The organism is Bradyrhizobium sp. CIAT3101, from assembly GCF_029714945.1.
Taxonomy (GTDB): Bacteria; Pseudomonadota; Alphaproteobacteria; order Rhizobiales; family Xanthobacteraceae; genus Bradyrhizobium.
The window spans coordinates 4,411,476-4,428,193 of sequence record NZ_CP121634.1; the positions used below are offsets into that span (position 1 = coordinate 4,411,476).

Genomic DNA, 16,718 nt, shown 5'->3' on the forward strand with positions numbered 1-16,718 from the left:
CCGGCGTGATCCTGCTGACCCTGCCGCACCTGACGAAAATCACCACTTGAACGACGCGGCCACCTCGTAGCTGCGCGGTGCGCCCAGGATGATCTGGTCCGTGTACCCCGGATCGCCCCAGGCCGCGTAGAGCTTGTTGGTCAGGTTGCGGACGCGGAACGACAGCCGCGTGTTCTCGACACCCGTGAAGTAGGTTTTCGGGATGTCGACGAACGCGAACGCGTCGAACGTGGTGTAGGCGTTCATGACGACCATGTTGTCCTGGTAGTTGAAGCGGTCTCCGACATGGCGCATCGAGGCGCCGATCTCGACCGGCAGCGCCGTCTCGAACCGATACGATGCGCCCGCATTGGCGACGAAATTCGGAACGTTGGGCGGCGTATTGCCGGCATAGGATTGGAATACACCGCTGCTGTCGACGTAGTTGAAATCGACGAAATGCGACTGCAGGAAGGCGACGTTACCCCACAATTTCAGGCCGGCGATCGGATTGGTCGCCGCTGCGATCTCGATGCCCTTGGAGTGGATCTTGCCGGCGACATTGAACAGGTTGCCGCTCTCGGGAATGTAGACGTTCTTGCGCTCGATATCGAAGGCCGAGAAGGTGAACTCAGTGCGCTTGTCGGCCGACTGCACTTTCACGCCGGTCTCATAGGTCCGCGACGTCGTCAGCAGCAGCGGCACTGACGGCGCGAGGATGAAGATGTTGGCGACCGTCGGGTCGGCTGCGGTCGCATACTGGCTGTACAGAATGACACCGGGCGCGATGTCCCAGGTATAACCGGCGCGGCCCGTGATGGGATTGAACGTCGTCGAGAAAGGATAGCCCTTTGCCGACTCCAGAGTGCCGTCCGGGAAGAAGCGTGTCCTGTCGAGCTTGATGTCCTCGAACCGGATGCCGCCGATCAGCGCGAAGGTCGAGGTCAGCTTGATCCGGTCCTCGAACGAGAGCGAGGCGGTGTTGACGCGGGTGTAGATCTTCTCGTCGCTGCGCGGGCCATAGAGCCCGCGGTCCGGATTGAGCAGATCGACGTAGTCATTGAAGAACAGCGTGTCCTGCGAGACGTTGAACTGGTTGTTGCTCGCCATGACGGTGGCGACGAAGCGGTTGTCCAGGCCGCCGATGTTGGAGTTGACGGTGAGGTCGGTGATGTTGCCGTAGAGCCGCTGCGCGTGGTCCAGCGCGAGGCGTTCGCGATAGATGCTCTGCGCGCCGGCGAAGCCGCCGACGGTCTGGTCGAACGACGAGATCTCGTTGTTGAACCAGTGACGGTGGGCGTCATAGCCGTAGACCTGGCTCTTCAGCGAGACGTTGTTGGTGATGTCCCATTGAAAGCCGGAGCGCAGCCACAATTCGCTGGCGCCGCTGTGATTGTCGAGCACGTTGTAGTTCGTGGTCAGCGTGCGCGCGTCGATGGTGGGCGCGACAGGCGTGCCGCCGCCGAGATAATAATTACTCCAGGTCCCCGACACGATGCCCGTGGTCGGCACGATGCCGGCCCCGTTGGCCGGTACGATCGGCGTGCCCCAGTAGAAGCGGTCGCTGTCCTGCTTGTACTCGGCCGCGCCCCAGACCTTGAGGCTGTCGTTGACGCGATAGTTCAGCTGGCCGGAGACGTTGGACAGCTTCGAATAGCTGTCGTCGATGAAGCTCTTGTCGTTGAAATGGCTGATGTCGAAGCGGTAATCGAGGCCGTCGATCAGCGTCGAGCCGCCCGAGCCGTAGCCGGCGCGATAGCCGTTGAAGGAATCGTAGGAGGTGAAGGCCTCGTTGACGACAGGGCCGGTGTGCGGCGCCTTGGTCACGTAATTGATGGCACCGCCGGTGGCGCCGAGGCCTGCGACCAGCGAGTCCGGGCCCTTGATGATCTCGACCTGCTGCAGGCCTGCCACATCCATCGGGCGGCCGGTCATGGTCGACGGCCCGACCGGGATGCCGTTGTAGAGGGTGGTGAGCTGGTCGCCGCTGAAGCCACGCATCGAGAAGATCGCGGGCGCGCCGGGTGCATCGCCGCCGATCACGCCGGTTGCTGCCTTGGCGACGTCGGTGGTGGTCCTGATGCCCCGGTCCTGCATGGTCTGCTGGCTGATCACCTCGACGGTCGCCGGCGTCTGCCGCGCCGTGATGCCGAGCCGTGAGCCTACATCGGTAACGACGGCCGTGTTCAATGGCATTTCGACCGGGGCGCTCGCGCTCGGGACGATCGGGCGCGCAACGACGGAGGTGGCCGGCTTGCGGCCTGTGGTCCGACGTGCCGTGCGAGGCTTTTGGTTGCCCGGGCTGACCGCGGGAGCCGGCTTGGGCGTGGACGGAGAGACGGTCACGGGACCGATCTCCACCGGCGGCCTGTTCTGGGTCACGCTCTGCGCGAGCGCTGCCGACGACAGCGACACCGAAGAAAGCAGCGAGATCAGGAAAGCACGCGAAAACCCTAGCGTAACGCCAGCACGAAAATGAAGATGTTGCACAACAACGCTCTGCGGCGACGCAAACAAACTGCCACCGCGGTTGCCTCTGTCATCTGCTTTCGCCCATTGAGGCAGATGCTTCGGCTACTGGTCCGACATCGGGGCACCCCGCCCAATGCGTTCGCGCGTGACTCATGGCTGGCAGCAGGTTTCCTGGCTCGCGGGTCATCGCCTTCGACCACCTTCCCAGAGGCCCAAGCGGGCTCCAGTGGTTTTGCTGGTCGTCGGCTATCCGCCTACAGTTGCGGGGGCAGCCGCGGAATTGCCCACTGACGTGGACGCACCGCATTCCCTTGGATAGTCCTTGCGGACACTACCGAGCGAAAAATTGGCATCCGCGGTCGGGCAGGTCAACACCGGGGGTGGGCCAGAATGTCGCAACGAGGAGCGATGGCGACGGACCGTGTCACTTTGGCAACGATCTCGTCACGTCATCAGTTCGTGCAAACCCGTCCAGCCGGTGTAGAGGCCGCCGAAGACGATTAAGGCCGCCGAGACGCGCTGGTCAGCGGCTGCGAAGCGACATGCTGCGGCAGCACCGCGCCGGACTGCGTGATCTTGCAGCCCGGCCAAGTGAATTGCATTTGAAGGCGATCGGCTTGCTTCGGAGCAATTATCGCCCGGCGCCCACCAATCGCTCGCGAACCGTCCGGGCGATCGCCGGCGGCGCCTCATCGGGGATAGCGAAGCACGAGCTCGCATTGATCTCGCAGAGAACATAACTGTCGGCGCCATCCGCGTCGCGGGGCCCGAAGAGGAAGTCGGCGTCCCAGATCACCGGCAGCGATGCTTCGTCGATGGCCAGCAGCTTCATCATCTGCGGCGTCCATTCGTCCTCCATCCGCCGCCGCAGCGCCTGGAATGATGGTGCGTCGGGTCCGTGCATGATCCGCGGCCCCGGTTGTGCCTCAGGTGCATCCGGTCCTTGCGGTGGTGGAGGGATCAAGGCCTTGATCAGTTGATGGCCGAAGCCTGCGACCCTGGCGCCGCTCATGTAGCAGCGGATCATTCCGTCGGGCAGGCGCGGTTGAAACGGCTGATCGATGATGCAGCCGCCCCAGCCGAAATAGGGTTCGCATCGCGCGATGAAGGCATCGAGCGGCATGTCCTCCGGGTGGCTGCCGCGCAGCGCATGGAGCACGCGAACCGCCGGGGTCGCATTTGGTAGCGCCTCGACCTTCCAGACGCCCTGGCCGCCGTTGCCGCGATTTTGCTTGAGCACGCGCGGGCCGTCGGCCCGCAGCCGTGGTGGAAATTCCGCTGCGAAGGCGGCCGCGCTGTCGTAGCGATGGGTGTCGGCGCCCCAACCGAGATTGCGCGTCCGGTAGAGCACCTCCTTGACGCCCATCTTCAGGATGACGTCTGGATGCGCGCTGACCCACGGGACGCGCGCTGCGACGTCGCGCAGCAAGGCGTCCAGCTCAGCGCGCGTCTTTCCCTGGTGGATCGGATCGGCCCAGACCAGCACGCCGTCGACCGCAAGCAATTGCTCGCGGACCGCATCACTGAAGCTTTCGTCGTAGATGGCGGGGTGTGCCGCGATGCCGGCGGCGGCGAGGGCTTCGAAAACGCGGACGAAACGACTGTTCTGTGCCGTTGTGTTGAGGCGCGCGCCTGCGTCGCCTCGTGAAAGAATAGCTACGGAATATTGGTGAGGGGATGTTGTGTCCATGCGCAAGCTCCACGAATTGCGTGCTGCGCAGACTTGGACCGAAGTCTCACGGGGAGTCTGCCTTGTCCCCACCGCGGCATTCTATGCGGGATCGTGCGGAAGCCGCAAGATGCGACGATGCGGCTTCCGCAGATCGCGCGAGCGCAGGGCACACGACAATTGGTTCCATTGGACCGACGAAAACTTTTCGAGACCTCGCGGATCGTCCGCGTTGACAGCCTGGTCCCTCGGGCTTCTAGTCGAGGCGTCGGGGATATGCGGTCTCCCCGCGAGGCGACATGCCAAAGCATCGCGTCCTGATCACCAAGGGCGCAGCATGTCCATTTCACACACCGTCTTCATTCGACAGATTGGCTCATTCGGCTCGCGCGCGGCAACGCGCGTGATTTGGATGCCTGTCGGAAGGCTTCGACCCTGGGGCAGGGACACCAGGAGAAGGACCATGCGACTCCCAAAACTCCGTCACGCCGTTCTCTTGCTGGCCGCCGTTATGGGACCAGTGTCGCTTGCCGCGCCATTCGTCTCGGCGGCCCAGGCCGAAGAGGTCAATTGGCAAGCGATCGACCAAACCCTCGGCCGCAAGGCTGCGGTCGCGGATGATGTCCATCGATACGGGTTTCCGCGCAGCGATCTCGCCGTGACCCTGGACGGGGTCGCGATCAAGCCGGCGCTGGCGCTTGGCGGCTGGGTGGCGTTCAAGCCAGCCCACGGCGGCGCCATGGTCATGGGCGACCTTGTGCTGCTCGAGACCGAGATCACGCCCGTAATGGCGAAGATGATCGCCAGCGGTCTCGAGATCACCGCCGTGCACAACCATCTGCTGCGCGCGAGCCCGGCGACGTTCTACATGCATGTTGCGGGACATGGCGACCCGGTCAAGCTGGCGTCGGCGATCCACGACGCTCTCGCCGAAAGCAAGACACCCCTGACCGTTACCGCACCGTCGAGCCCGCAGCCCGCCGTCGAACTCGACACCGCTGCGCTCGACCAGATCATCGGCACGAAGGGACAGGTCAATGGCGGCGTCTACCAATTCGCCGTCAAGCGTCGCGATCCGATCACACAGGAGAGCATGCCGCTCACGCCCGTCGGGGCGATGGGCGTTGCGAGCGGCATCAACTTCCAGCCAACTGGCGGGGGCAAGGCTGCCATCACCGGCGACTTCGTCCTGTCGGGTGACGAGGTGAACCCGGTGGTCGCAGCGCTGCTCGCGAACGGCATCGAGGTGACGGCATTGCACAGCCACATGCTGGATGAGCAGCCGCGGCTGTTCTTCATGCACTTCTGGGCCAATGATGACGCGATCAAGCTCGCCAAGGGGCTGCGGTCCGCGCTCGACAAGACGGCGAGCGCGAAAGGCTGATTTCGCCGATGGTCACAACATCAGTTCGTGCAAGCCCGTCCAGCCGGTGTAGAGGCCGACGAAGACGATCAAGGCCGCCGAGACGTAGGGCGCGCGGTGGGCGTAGCGGCTGAAGCCGCCCCAGTGTCGTTCGACATGCCGTAGGCTGAGTGCGGCGAGAACGCCTGCCGACACCATCGTGATCGCGAGCCCGATGCCGAAGGACAACACCAGGATAAAGCCGAGGCTGAACTGCTTGAGCTGGATGCAGAGCAGCAGCACCGTGATCGCGGCGGGGCAGGGGATCAGTCCGCCGGTGAGGCCGAACAGCACGATCTGTGTCGTCGTCACGCTGCGCCCCGCAAAGCGCTTGCGGATATCGGCGGCGTGGGCGCGCGCATGTGCGTCGTCCTCGTCGCCGAGATCGATGTGGTCGTGATGGTGCTCCTCGAACAGGATTTCGGCGGAGTCGCCGGCCAAGGCGACGCGCGCCTTGAACGCATACGGCTCGGGAATCTCCTCGACGCTTTCGAGGTATCCATCCCGGGCGGCAAACGCGAAGGTCTGCTCTGAGCCGTCCTCGCGGACAGTGGTCACCGCGATGTCGCCGGACGCGGGAAGCGCACCGCTCTCGCTCCGGATCCGCCAGCGAGGCGGCACGCCGTCTTCGAACACGTCCAGCGAGAGCGACGACCCCGCGAGGGAAATCGATTGCGCCTCGTCGTGATGATGATGGTCGTGCTCGTGCGCGTGGTTCTGTTCCCGCCAGGTGCGCCAGACCATCCAGCCAGCAATGCCGATGATGATGACGGCGGAGGCCATTTGCAGCCAGGCCTCGCTGCGTTCGCCGGACAATTCCTGGCCGAAATACAGCCCCGCGAGCGCGATCGCCCAGACGATCGCGGTATGGGAGATGGTCGCCGACAGGCCGAGCAGCACGGCCTGGAGCACGGTGCCCCTCACGGCGATGATGAACGCAGCCATCATGGTCTTGGAATGGCCGGGCTCGAGACCATGCAGCGCGCCGAGCAGGATGGCGCTGGGCACGAACAGCCATGCGTGCGCGCTGCTCTGTTGGAGCAGGTGAGACAGGTCGGTCATAGCATTCACTTCAAATAGGTTCGGACGACGTCGATGAGGTCGGCGGCGCCCTTGGCCTTCTCCGGATCCTTCTCATGCGCGGGATCCACGACATGGTGGCGGATGTGGTCTTCCAACAGCTCGGTGGTGAGACCGCTGATCGCGCCCTTCACCGACGCCACCAGCATCAGCACGTCGGCACAGCCGATCTCCGACTCCAGCGCGCGCTCGACGGCCTCGATCTGGCCCTTGATGCGCCGGACCCGGCCGATGAGCTTCGACTTGTGCTTGATCGTGTGCGACATCCCAATAAGATAGGGGGGTACCCTATCTGAGTCAATGTGCTTACGCTGCAGCGCAACCGGTGCTGCCGGTAAGGGGAGATGGGTCCGCGGCTCAACTTGTCCGCCGTTCGCGGCTCGAAATGGACTAGTATGGCTGCGGCCACCACGAATGGGAGGAGGCCAACATGCTGATGCGTGCACTCGTTCTCGGAGTTTCGCTTCTGCTCACGACGGCCCTGCCGGCTGACTCACGGGGAAGCTCGCCGTCCAAGGATGATCCCTGGAATCCCGAGCATATCGGCATCCTGCCTCCTGAAATCCGCCACTACATCGCCAGCATGTGCAAGGGACCGGCGAGCGCCCAGCACGATTTCGCGACCTATTCTCCCGCCGAGAAGCGCTGGCGCATCAACATCGAATATCTCCGCTGCGAGGGCCTCACCGAAGTGCGCCACGGACACCAATGCATCGATGTCGATTTCGTCGAGGTCGGCTCGCATTTCCGGCTGGCGAGCAAGCAATATCGCGATTGCGGTTTCTGAAAATCATAATGCTGCTTGCAGCCCGCGAGGGCGACTCAGTCGCAGCTCGGCGTCGTCACCGCGAAACCGGTCGCGTTCTGCATACCATGAAATCAAAGGTTGTGGATTGTCATCTTCGCAGGGGTATCACGGTAGGCCAATCCGTGTCTTCCCGGTAACGATTGTGCTGTCAACGCAACACTCACGGTGGATTTAACCCTCATCACCGGTCGTTCGCATCAGCGCCGCTTTTTGGCCACACCCGAACATGAATACAATCGCTCTAATGTTTCAGGGGCTGGGCTGGTCCCTTGCAGGCGGCGGGAAATCCCAAGGTCGATTCAAATCTTGGGTTTGATGTTCCGGGTCTGACAAGGGTTAGCCAAGGAAACTGGTCGCAATGGACGCCAAGACCAACATCAAGCAGAGGCTGCCGAGCCGTCACGTGACGGAAGGCCCTGCGCGTGCGCCCCACCGGTCCTACTTCTACGCCATGGGCCTGACCACCGATCAGATCCATCAGCCCTTCGTCGGCGTCGCCTCGTGCTGGAACGAGGCTGCCCCTTGCAACATCGCTCTGATGCGCCAGGCGCAGGCGGTGAAGAAGGGCGTCGCATCCGCCGGCGGCACCCCCCGCGAATTCTGCACCATCACCGTCACCGACGGCATCGCCATGGGCCATGACGGCATGCGCTCCTCGCTGCCGTCGCGCGAATGCATCGCCGACTCCGTCGAGCTGACCGTGCGCGGTCACGCCTACGACGCGCTGGTCGGCCTTGCCGGCTGCGACAAGTCGCTGCCCGGCATGATGATGGCGATGGTCCGCCTCAACGTGCCCTCGATCTTCATCTACGGCGGCTCGATCCTGCCCGGCAATTTCCGCGGGCAGCAGGTCACCGTGCAGGACATGTTCGAGGCCGTCGGCAAGCACTCGGTCGGCGCCATGTCGGACGAGGATCTCGACGAAATCGAGCGCGTGGCGTGCCCCTCGGCCGGCGCTTGCGGCGCCCAGTTCACGGCCAACACCATGGCGACCGTCTCGGAAGCCATCGGGCTCGCACTGCCTTACTCGGCCGGCGCTCCGGCACCGTATGAAATCCGCGATGCCTTCTGCATGACCGCGGGCGAGAAGGTCATGGACCTGATCGCCCAGAATATCCGGCCGCGCGACATCGTCACCCGCAAGGCACTGGAGAATGCGGCTGCCGTCGTCGCTGCATCCGGCGGCTCAACCAATGCTGCACTGCACTTGCCGGCGATCGCGCATGAGTGCGGCATCAAGTTTGACTTATTCGACGTCGCCGAAATCTTCAAAAAGACACCATATGTCGCGGATTTGAAGCCGGGTGGCCGTTATGTCGCCAAAGACATGTTTGAAGTAGGTGGCATACCGCTTCTGATGAAGACGCTGCTCGACAACGGATTTCTCCACGGCGACTGCATTACGGTCACCGGTCGAACGATCGCCGAAAACCTCAAAAGCGTGAAGTGGAATCCGCACCAGGACGTGGTGCACCCGGCAGACAAGCCCATCACCGTCACAGGCGGTGTGGTCGGTCTGAAGGGCAATTTGGCGCCAGAAGGTGCGATCGTGAAAGTCGCGGGAATGTCCAACCTCAAGTTTACCGGTCCGGCCAGGTGCTTCGACCGCGAGGAGGATGCTTTCGAGGCGGTCCAGAAGCGCACCTACAAGGAAGGCGAAGTCATCGTGATCCGCTACGAGGGCCCCAAGGGCGGCCCCGGCATGCGGGAGATGCTTCAGACCACCGCGGCGCTGACCGGCCAGGGCATGGGCGGTAAGATCGCACTCATCACCGACGGCCGCTTCTCCGGCGCCACCCGCGGCTTCTGCATCGGCCATGTCGGGCCTGAGGCTGCGGTCGGCGGCCCGATCGGGCTGCTCGAGGACGGCGACATCATCGAGATCGACGCCGACAACGGGACTCTTAACGTAAAATTGAGCGACGCCGAGCTCGCCCAGCGCAAAACCAAATGGAGCGCTCGCGCGACTAACCACACGACGGGCGCGCTCTGGAAATATGCCCAACAGGTTGGACCAGCGGTCGGGGGGGCAGTGACCCATCCGGGCGGCGCGCACGAGAAGCAGTGCTATGCGGACATCTAGGCGTACCATTGTTGCGTTTGTGTTGGGGGCTACCGCGCTGGCCGCGCCGGCGCTCGCTTTCGACGGCGCGCCGGTCAACCAGAAGGATGCGACCATCCCGGTCGTGACCACCTTGCCCGGTGCTGCGGGAACGGTGCGCAAGTCGGCGCCGCCGGTTGCGCCCCAGGAAACCTCGCTCAGCGCCCTGCAATATGCCGCCGAGGGCGGTCACCCGATCGCGCAGTGGAAGCTCGGCCGCATGTACGCCAATGGCGACGGCGTCGCCCAGGACGATGTGCGCGCCTTCGACTATTTCACCAAGATCGCGAACGCGCATGCCGAGGACAGCCCGTCGGCGCCGCAGGCGCAGGTCGTGGCGAACGCCTTCGTCGCGCTCGGCCGCTATTATCTGAGCGGCATCCCGAATTCGAAGATCAAGGCCGACCCGGATCGTGCACGGGAGATGTTTTCCTATGCCGCCTCCTATTTCGGCAATGCGGACGCCCAGTACGACCTCGCCCGGCTGTATCTGAAGACGCCGGACGCTTCGCGCGAAGATTTCCGCTACGGCGCGCGCTGGCTCGGCCTGGCCGCCCAGAAGGGCCAGCATGAGGCCCAGGCGCTGCTCGGACAGATGCTGTTCAACGGCGACCGCCTGCCGCGGCAGGCCGCGCGTGGACTGATGTGGCTGACGCTCGCGCGTGACAGCGCCGGCACCGACGAGACCTGGATCAAGGAAAACTACAACCGCGCCTTCGCCAAGGCGTCGGACGACGACCGCGCCATGTGCCTGCAGATGCTGGAGCAGTGGGTGCAGGGCCGCCGCGAGTAGTTCGGCAGCAAAGCTGCCGTAGGGTGGGCAAAGCGACTTGTCCGCCGTAGCTCGAAGAGCGAAGGCGGAAGCGTGCCCACCACCTGTTTCGATCATGAAGAGATCGGGGGCACGGCGCTTTGCGCCGTTGCCCACCCTACGGCAGTTGTGACGGCCGCTGGCTGCTGCCAACTCCGCGAAGCTTACGCCGCCTCCAGATCCAGATCCGCCCACACCGGCACGTGGTCCGACGGCTTCTCCCAAGCCCGCACATAGCTGTCGATGCCGACATTGGCGAGCTTGTCGCTGGCCTGGGGTGACAGCAGCAGATGGTCGATGCGCAGGCCCTGGTTCTTCTGCCAGGCCCCGGCCTGGTAGTCCCAGAAGGTGTAGAGCCCGGGCTCGTCGGTGACGGCGCGCAGGGCGTCGGTCAGGCCGAGGCCGAGCAGGGACTGGAAGCTCTCCCGCGTCTCGGGCTTGAACAGGGCATCCTCGGTCCAGGCGGCGGGATTGTGGACGTCCCGGGCATGCGGGATGACGTTGAAGTCGCCTGCGAGGATCAGCGGCTCCTCGGTCTTAAGACGCTCCTTCGAATACTCAAGAAGCCGCGACATCCATTTGAGCTTGTAGGGATATTTCTCGGTCCCGACCGGATTGCCATTGGGCAGATAAAGGCAAGCGATGCGCAGCACGCCGCGCTTGAGCGTCACCACGCCCTCGAGGAAACGGGCGTGCGCGTCCTCGTCGTCGCCGGCGAGCCCTGACTTGGTCTCGTCGAATTTGAGCTTGGAGAGCAACGCGACGCCGTTGAACGTCTTCTGTCCGTGGGTCACCACGTTGTAGCCGAGCGCCTCGATCTCCAGCCGCGGGAAGGCGTCATCGACGCATTTGATCTCCTGCAGGCAGACGATGTCCGGCTGGCACTCCTTCAGCCACGTCAGCAGCAGATCGATCCGCTGCCGGACCGAATTCACGTTCCAGGTGGCTACTCTGATGGGCATGGGCGAGGGCTCCGGGCAGGGGCCTTGGTTAGAACAAAATGCAAACCTGCCCGTCAAGGATGCCGCAAAATCTCCCACAAAATTAACCCGGCTTAAGCCGGCCCTGGGCCATTGATGCGGAAAAGGTTTTTCAAATGGGATGGCCGGATAAATCCATGAAGGCAGGTGAGCCGCGAGACGGCCTGATCGGCGCGTTCCTGTACTGGCTCGGCGGCTTCGAGATCGAGGACGGCCTCACCGCCGGTCTCAGCGAGCGCGAGCTGCGCCGCATCCGCGCCAAGCAGATCGATGCGGTGACGCGAGCCGTCCCGATGACGATGTCCGTCACCATGCTCAACGTCGCCATCGTGCTGATCCTGTTCTGGGGCCGGGGCTGGAACGACTTCCTCGCGATCTGGGGCATGACCCTTGCCGTCACCGCCTCGCTCGCCGTTCGTGCGTGGTGGCGCGCGCAGCAGAATCCGCCGCAGGAAGCGTCACGACGCGCGACGCGGCAGATGCTGCGGCAGGCGTTTTTCCTCGCGGCGATCTGGGGCACGCTGCCGCTCGCACTGTTCAGCCGGGTCGGGCCGACCAGCCAGCTCATCCTGGCCTGCCTGATGGTCGGCATGATGTCCGGTGGCGCCTTCACGCTCTCGACCTTCCCGCGTGCGGGCCTCATCTATCTCGCAACGATGACGATCGCCTGCGCCGGCGCGATGCTGATGTGCGGTGCGGGTCCGTATGCCCTGACCGCGGTCTTCCTGCTGCTGTTCGCGTTCTTCATGGCGCGCAACATCGTCTCGCAGGGCAATCTGTTCCTCGGCAATCTCAAGGCCCAGCTTGAACTCGAACGCCAGACCGAGATCATCTCGCTGCTGCTGAAGGATTTTCAGGAGAACGCGAGCGACTGGCTGTGGCAGACCGATGCGGGAGGACACCTCACCGACGTTCCGCAACGCTTCGCCGACGTCGCGCAATTGCCGCTTCCGCTGCTGAAGGGATCGCTCTTCGCCGACGTGCTCGACATGCTCTGCCCCGAGGACAAGGCGGCGGCCTACAACGTCGTCGGCCTGATGGAGCACGCCGAGCCGCTGCACGAGATGAACCTCAAGGTCGTCGCCGGCGGCGAGGCGCGGCTGTGGTCATTGACCGCAAAGCCGTCCTATGACCGCGACGGGCAATTTTTGGGCTATCGCGGCTTCGGCCGCGACGTTACCGAGCGCTGGCGCGCCGAAAAGGCCGAGGCCGAGAGCCGGGCCAAGTCCGATTTCCTGGCCGTGATGAGCCACGAGATCCGCACGCCCATGAACGGCGTGCTCGGGCTTGCCAGCATGCTGCTCGAAACAAAACTCGATCCGGAGCAGCGCGAGGCCGTCACGACGATCCACGAGTCCGGTGACAACCTCCAGCGCATCCTCAACGACATCCTCGACCTGTCCAAGCTCGAGGCGGGGCGCTTCGCGTTCGAGGCGATCGACTTCGCGCCGCAGACGCTGGTCGAGACGGTCGCGACCGTGGTGCGCGCGAGCGCCAAGAGCAAGGGGATCGCCGTCAAGGTCGAGCTGGATCCGAACCTGCCGCCGACGCTGCGCGGCGACGTCGCGCGTATCCGCCAGGTGTTGCTCAATCTCGCCTCCAACGCGGTGAAGTTCACCGACCATGGCGAGGTGACGATCAAGGCCATCTGCCAGGCGCGCCGCGATCTGCTCGCGACCGTCGAATGGACCGTCACCGACAGCGGCATCGGCATTGCGCCCGAGAAGCTCGGGCAGCTGTTCTCGGACTTCGCCCAGGCCGATGCCTCGATCAGCCGCCGCTTCGGCGGCACCGGCCTCGGTCTCGCGATTTCCCGGCGCATTATCGAGCAGATGGGCGGCACCATTGGCGTCACCTCGACGCCGGGCGAGGGCTCGACCTTCTGCTTCACGCTGGTGCTGCCGTGGAGCCAGGCGCAGACCTCCAGTCAGGACGCGGGTCGCGATGAAGCCGACGATCTCGCGGCTCGCATTGCGAGCCTCGACCGGCCGCTGAGGGTGCTGGTCGCCGAGGATGATGCCGTCAACCGCATGGTCGTGAGCAAGATGCTCGGTGCCTTCGAGGTCGAGCTCCGGGTCGTTGCCGACGGCGTCGAGGCTGTCGCGGCCGTCTCCGAAGGCGATTACGACATCGTGCTGATGGACGTCCGCATGCCCGAGATGGATGGCCTTGCCGCGACCCGGGCGATCCGCGCGGAAGGCGGACGCTTCGGGGCCCTGCCGATCATCGCACTGACGGCCAACGCATTCCCCGAAGACGTCAAGATCTGCCGCGAGGCCGGCATGTCGGACTTTTTGGCGAAGCCGCTGAGGAAGCCCGCGCTGGCCGCGGCCTTGCTGCGCGGGTTGGACGGTCACGTGATGGCAGAGGACGCGCCGCTTCAGCCGGAACTGATGCCGGGCGACGTCGAGTGGACGGACGAGGAAAGGCAAATGACGGGGGCGTAGGCGTTAACCGCGTGCATGAAGATGCGTTTCGGACTGGTTGGCCGGACGCAGGCAATTCGAAGGCACCGTGTTACCTTGCACCCATGCGCCTCCTTGCCCTGCTTCTCATCTTGTTCACGGCCTCCGCCCGCGCCGGCGACGGGCCGTTGATGAGCGCGCACGTGATGTTGCCTGTCGTGATCTCCGGCAACAAGGTGTCGCTCGAAAGCTTCGTGGTTCGTCCTGATCGCCCCGGCAAATTTCCTCTCGTCGTGATCACTCACGGGATGCCTCACGGCTTCGGCGAAGAATTCTTCACTGAAATCCTCAACCGCTCTCCGGTGGACTACAGCAAGGCAGCCGTCGCCTTCGCGCAGCGAGGATATGCAGTGGTCTCGATCATGCGTCGTGGCTATGGCCGATCTGGGGGCGGGTTCTCCGAGTCTTTGCGGCAGGCCTGCGACTACCTTCCCGCCGTGCACGCTGCCGCCGGGGATGTCATTGCGGCCGTCGATTCACTGCGCAATGAGCCCTGGGTCGACGCTGAGCATGTTGTCTTGCTCGGTCATTCCGTTGGGGGGCTCACGGTGATGGCCGTTGCCGCACAGAACATACCGGGGGTCGTTGGCGCCGTGAATTTTGACGGCGGTCGAAATAGCTTCTCCGCACCCAACCAACCTTGCTCGCCTGATCATCTGGTCGATACAGTCGCCGCATTGGGGCGCACGGCCCGTATCCCCATGCTTTGGCTCTATGCCGAGAACGATCAATTCTACGGTCCAGACTTGGCACGGCGCATGTTCGTGGCCTTCAGCGCTGGCGGTGCGCCTGCGCAGTTGAGTGTGCTGCCTCCGTTCGGATCGAACGGCCACAATACCGTCATGCTCGCGCCGGCAGACACCTGGCTTCCATCCGTTGACCCTTTTCTTGAAAAACTGGGTCTTCCAACCAGGACTGTCATAGCGGCGCCGTTGTTCGCAGATCTGCCAATCCCGCCGGGGGCTGTCACCGCTTGCCAGGAATCGTTCGCGGCCTACCTCGCCAATCCCGATGACGCCAAGGCCTTCGCGGTGAGCACGCACGGCCACTGCGGGACTGGATTTGGTCGCACAGCCGTCGAGGCGCGCGAGCCTGCTGTGATGAGATGCAAGATCAATTCGCACGGCGAAGATTGCAGGCTTTACGCGGTCGGACAGAAGCTTGCGGGGGATTGAACCGCAGTCCACGCGATGGCGGCAGTTCCCGCAATTCGCCGAAAATGATCCGGCCACCGCCCCGTCAAAGGGCTTCTCGAATACTCAATTGGGCTAGCTGATGCACTGCGAGATTCGAGACGCTGTCGACGGTGATCTCCCAGCGATCGCGAGATTGCACGCAGCGAGCTGGAAGGTGGCGTATCGGGGCATCCTGCCAGACGCCTTTCTTGATCGGGGTCTGGACGACAATCGCGCACGACGATGGGGCGGAATATTCGATCGGATGGCTCCGCGTGATCGGCTTCTGATTGCAACACGAGAGAATTCGGCGGCTGGATTCATTTCCGGGTGGACAACACCGGCCACGGATTGCGAACCCGGTTTCGACCTGCATGTTGACAACCTTCACGTCAGGCCGGACCTCCGGGGGCAGGGGCTTGGCGTGGCTATGATGCAGAGTTTGTCGAGACGACAGACGGCCGATGGAAGCGTCAGAGCTTACCTCTGGGTTCTCGACGGCAACGAACCCGCGCACCGGTTCTATGCAAGGCTTGGCGGCCGCGTGTCCGACTGGCGACAAATCGAGCTTGGCGGCACGATGATCGGCGAGACAAGGATTGTCTGGGACGATTTCAAATCCTTGCAACAGCTTTCGCTTTGACCGCGCCGCCCCTCTGACAAATGTGCGGCGCCGTTACAGTTTCCCATAGACCCGCGCGGCGACCGCCTTCAGCGACCATCTGAGCGCCGGCATCGCGCCGGCGAGCTCCTGCGCGCTGATGAACGGGCAGGTTTGGGCAGCGTGCACGGGTGGCACCGGGACGGCTGCGACTGCGAGGATGAGAGCGAGGCAACAGAGCAGACGATCGATCATGTGCATTGGATAATTTGCTACCGCTGTTGATGTGCCATGTATTGATGTGGCGAACGAAGATGGCGGGATTCCCCTTAATTTCACAGCACCGGGCAAGCAAGTGTTAAGCACGCAGCTCCAATTGCCGTAACGCTATCTTATCAATCAGTAATTGAAAATGGCACGAGTTTTCCTGCTGTGAGCGATGCTGTTGGCTCAGGACGATCGTATTGAAGATCCTTCCGTTCTTTCCCAACGCGTAGTGTGAGTATCAGACATGGCCATTTTCGGCTTCGGACGCCGAAGCACACCTAATTCCAGCAAGCATATTGTTCCGCCGGAATTATGGGACGATCCAGAGAACGCTGCGTTTTTCGCGAGGATCGGTGCAAAGCCGGATGATCCGGGCAATCTTCGTGTCTCGCATGCAGATGTTGCGAGGATGATCGAGGAAGGCCGCAAGGCTGTCGACGCACGCATCCGTCAGGTTCGGACCAAGGCGATGGCGGAGGGGCACGACAATCTCAATGTGCGGGCGTTGTCGCTCCTTCACGACGATTGCTGGAACGGCGAAGCCGGTGATTTTCTCATCTACCATCTGGGCCTGAACCCATACGACGAATGGAACACGATGCTTGTCGCGGGAGATGTGAGAACTGCCTCCATTCTCGATATGCCGTTCTGTACGGAAGAGATCCTTCAACACCTCGCCAGGACTGGACTGCCCCTCATTCTTGGACTTCGCGACAAGCTTCGCGCCGCGCATGACGAGGTCCAGCGGACGCACGAATTCGGCCGCTTCCAGGACATCTACGACGACACGGTGGTCAAGGTGAAAAGGGTGGCGCAATTGTTCGGCACCGGGCTGGTCGAGACGTATCAAGCTTGGCGGCAAAGGCAAGCCGATGGTCGGTCCGCGCCTCGTTGAATAGACGCGTTGG

Annotated in this window: 14 protein-coding genes and 1 riboswitch; of the genes, 8 read left to right on the plus strand and 6 right to left on the minus strand. The window is 63.4% G+C overall.

Annotated elements, in window-relative coordinates:
* Positions 1–39 precede the first annotated feature (39 nt).
* Complete coding sequence (locus QA645_RS20785; RefSeq protein ID WP_283053275.1) at positions 40–2,175, minus strand: TonB-dependent receptor; 2,136 nt, start codon at positions 2,173–2,175, stop codon at positions 40–42.
* A 419-nt stretch (positions 2,176–2,594) separates the two neighbouring features.
* A riboswitch (cobalamin riboswitch) is annotated at positions 2,595–2,802 on the minus strand.
* A gap of 280 nt (positions 2,803–3,082) precedes the next feature.
* Entirely contained in the window at positions 3,083–4,141 is a 1,059-nt protein-coding gene (locus tag QA645_RS20790; protein WP_283052711.1) for a Cj0069 family protein, read from the minus strand.
* Between the two features lie 490 nt (positions 4,142–4,631).
* Here QA645_RS20790 and QA645_RS20795 point away from each other — a divergent pair, with 490 nt between their 5' ends.
* Entirely contained in the window at positions 4,632–5,504 is an 873-nt protein-coding gene (locus QA645_RS20795) for a DUF1259 domain-containing protein (protein ID WP_254196253.1), read from the plus strand.
* 12 nt (positions 5,505–5,516) lie between these two features.
* Here the strand turns inward: QA645_RS20795 and QA645_RS20800 are convergent, their stop codons facing one another.
* Positions 5,517–6,584, minus strand: a complete 1,068-nt coding sequence (locus QA645_RS20800) for a nickel/cobalt efflux transporter (RefSeq protein WP_283052713.1) — start codon at positions 6,582–6,584, stop codon at positions 5,517–5,519.
* A 5-nt stretch (positions 6,585–6,589) separates the two neighbouring features.
* Positions 6,590–6,868: a metal/formaldehyde-sensitive transcriptional repressor gene (locus QA645_RS20805; RefSeq protein ID WP_283052715.1), complete on the minus strand. Its 279-nt coding sequence runs from the start codon at positions 6,866–6,868 to the stop codon at positions 6,590–6,592.
* Positions 6,869–7,032: 164 nt separating this feature from the next.
* Between QA645_RS20805 and QA645_RS20810 the strand changes: the two genes are divergently transcribed.
* The 3 genes from QA645_RS20810 (at position 7,033) to QA645_RS20820 (ending at position 10,304) form a co-directional block, all read left to right on the plus strand.
* Positions 7,033–7,389, plus strand: a complete 357-nt coding sequence (locus tag QA645_RS20810) for a hypothetical protein (RefSeq protein WP_254131695.1) — start codon at positions 7,033–7,035, stop codon at positions 7,387–7,389.
* Positions 7,390–7,768: 379 nt separating this feature from the next.
* Entirely contained in the window at positions 7,769–9,493 is a 1,725-nt protein-coding gene (gene ilvD, locus QA645_RS20815; protein ID WP_254193879.1) for a dihydroxy-acid dehydratase, read from the plus strand.
* Positions 9,480–10,304, plus strand: a complete 825-nt coding sequence (locus tag QA645_RS20820; protein WP_254131693.1) for a tetratricopeptide repeat protein — start codon at positions 9,480–9,482, stop codon at positions 10,302–10,304. The genes ilvD and QA645_RS20820 overlap by 14 nt, the downstream gene beginning before the upstream one ends.
* Before the next feature lie 182 nt (positions 10,305–10,486).
* Here QA645_RS20820 and xth read toward each other — a convergent pair whose 3' ends face one another.
* On the minus strand, positions 10,487–11,284 hold the full coding sequence (gene xth, locus QA645_RS20825; RefSeq protein ID WP_283052718.1) for an exodeoxyribonuclease III: 798 nt from the start codon (positions 11,282–11,284) through the stop codon (positions 10,487–10,489).
* A gap of 134 nt (positions 11,285–11,418) precedes the next feature.
* Here xth and QA645_RS20830 point away from each other — a divergent pair, with 134 nt between their 5' ends.
* From QA645_RS20830 to QA645_RS20840, 3 genes are all read left to right on the plus strand, one after another.
* The gene (locus tag QA645_RS20830) at positions 11,419–13,749 is read left to right on the plus strand and encodes an ATP-binding protein (RefSeq protein WP_283052719.1); all 2,331 of its coding nucleotides are present in this window, start codon (positions 11,419–11,421) and stop codon (positions 13,747–13,749) included.
* Positions 13,750–13,898: 149 nt separating this feature from the next.
* Positions 13,899–14,942 carry an alpha/beta fold hydrolase gene (locus tag QA645_RS20835; protein ID WP_283052720.1) on the plus strand — a complete coding sequence of 348 codons (1,044 nt, stop codon included), beginning with the start codon at positions 13,899–13,901 and terminating at the stop codon, positions 14,940–14,942.
* A gap of 175 nt (positions 14,943–15,117) precedes the next feature.
* A complete protein-coding gene (locus tag QA645_RS20840; RefSeq protein ID WP_283052722.1) occupies positions 15,118–15,585 on the plus strand; it encodes a GNAT family N-acetyltransferase in 468 nt (155 codons plus the stop codon).
* 33 nt (positions 15,586–15,618) lie between these two features.
* Here the strand turns inward: QA645_RS20840 and QA645_RS20845 are convergent, their stop codons facing one another.
* Complete coding sequence (locus QA645_RS20845; RefSeq protein ID WP_283052723.1) at positions 15,619–15,804, minus strand: hypothetical protein; 186 nt, start codon at positions 15,802–15,804, stop codon at positions 15,619–15,621.
* A gap of 250 nt (positions 15,805–16,054) precedes the next feature.
* Between QA645_RS20845 and QA645_RS20850 the strand changes: the two genes are divergently transcribed.
* Positions 16,055–16,705 carry a hypothetical protein gene (locus QA645_RS20850; protein ID WP_283052724.1) on the plus strand — a complete coding sequence of 217 codons (651 nt, stop codon included), beginning with the start codon at positions 16,055–16,057 and terminating at the stop codon, positions 16,703–16,705.
* Positions 16,706–16,718: the final 13 nt, after the last annotated feature.

Excerpts from the sequence above, each read along its gene's own strand:
- QA645_RS20810 (WP_254131695.1), top strand. The coding sequence starts at position 7,033 with ATGCTGATGCGTGCACTCGTTCTCGGAGTTTCGCTTCTGCTCACGACG.
- QA645_RS20800 (WP_283052713.1), bottom strand. The coding sequence starts at position 6,584 with ATGACCGACCTGTCTCACCTGCTCCAACAGAGCAGCGCGCACGCATGG.
- QA645_RS20820 (WP_254131693.1), top strand. The coding sequence starts at position 9,480 with ATGCGGACATCTAGGCGTACCATTGTTGCGTTTGTGTTGGGGGCTACC.
- QA645_RS20830 (WP_283052719.1), top strand. The coding sequence starts at position 11,419 with ATGGGATGGCCGGATAAATCCATGAAGGCAGGTGAGCCGCGAGACGGC.
- QA645_RS20845 (WP_283052723.1), bottom strand. The coding sequence starts at position 15,804 with ATGCACATGATCGATCGTCTGCTCTGTTGCCTCGCTCTCATCCTCGCA.
- xth (WP_283052718.1), bottom strand. The coding sequence starts at position 11,284 with ATGCCCATCAGAGTAGCCACCTGGAACGTGAATTCGGTCCGGCAGCGG.
- QA645_RS20795 (WP_254196253.1), top strand. The coding sequence starts at position 4,632 with ATGGGACCAGTGTCGCTTGCCGCGCCATTCGTCTCGGCGGCCCAGGCC.
- QA645_RS20785 (WP_283053275.1), bottom strand. The coding sequence starts at position 2,175 with ATGCCATTGAACACGGCCGTCGTTACCGATGTAGGCTCACGGCTCGGC.
- QA645_RS20835 (WP_283052720.1), top strand. The coding sequence starts at position 13,899 with ATGAGCGCGCACGTGATGTTGCCTGTCGTGATCTCCGGCAACAAGGTG.
- QA645_RS20790 (WP_283052711.1), bottom strand. The coding sequence starts at position 4,141 with ATGGACACAACATCCCCTCACCAATATTCCGTAGCTATTCTTTCACGA.
- QA645_RS20850 (WP_283052724.1), top strand. The coding sequence starts at position 16,055 with ATGGCCATTTTCGGCTTCGGACGCCGAAGCACACCTAATTCCAGCAAG.
- ilvD (WP_254193879.1), top strand. The coding sequence starts at position 7,769 with ATGGACGCCAAGACCAACATCAAGCAGAGGCTGCCGAGCCGTCACGTG.
- QA645_RS20805 (WP_283052715.1), bottom strand. The coding sequence starts at position 6,868 with ATGTCGCACACGATCAAGCACAAGTCGAAGCTCATCGGCCGGGTCCGG.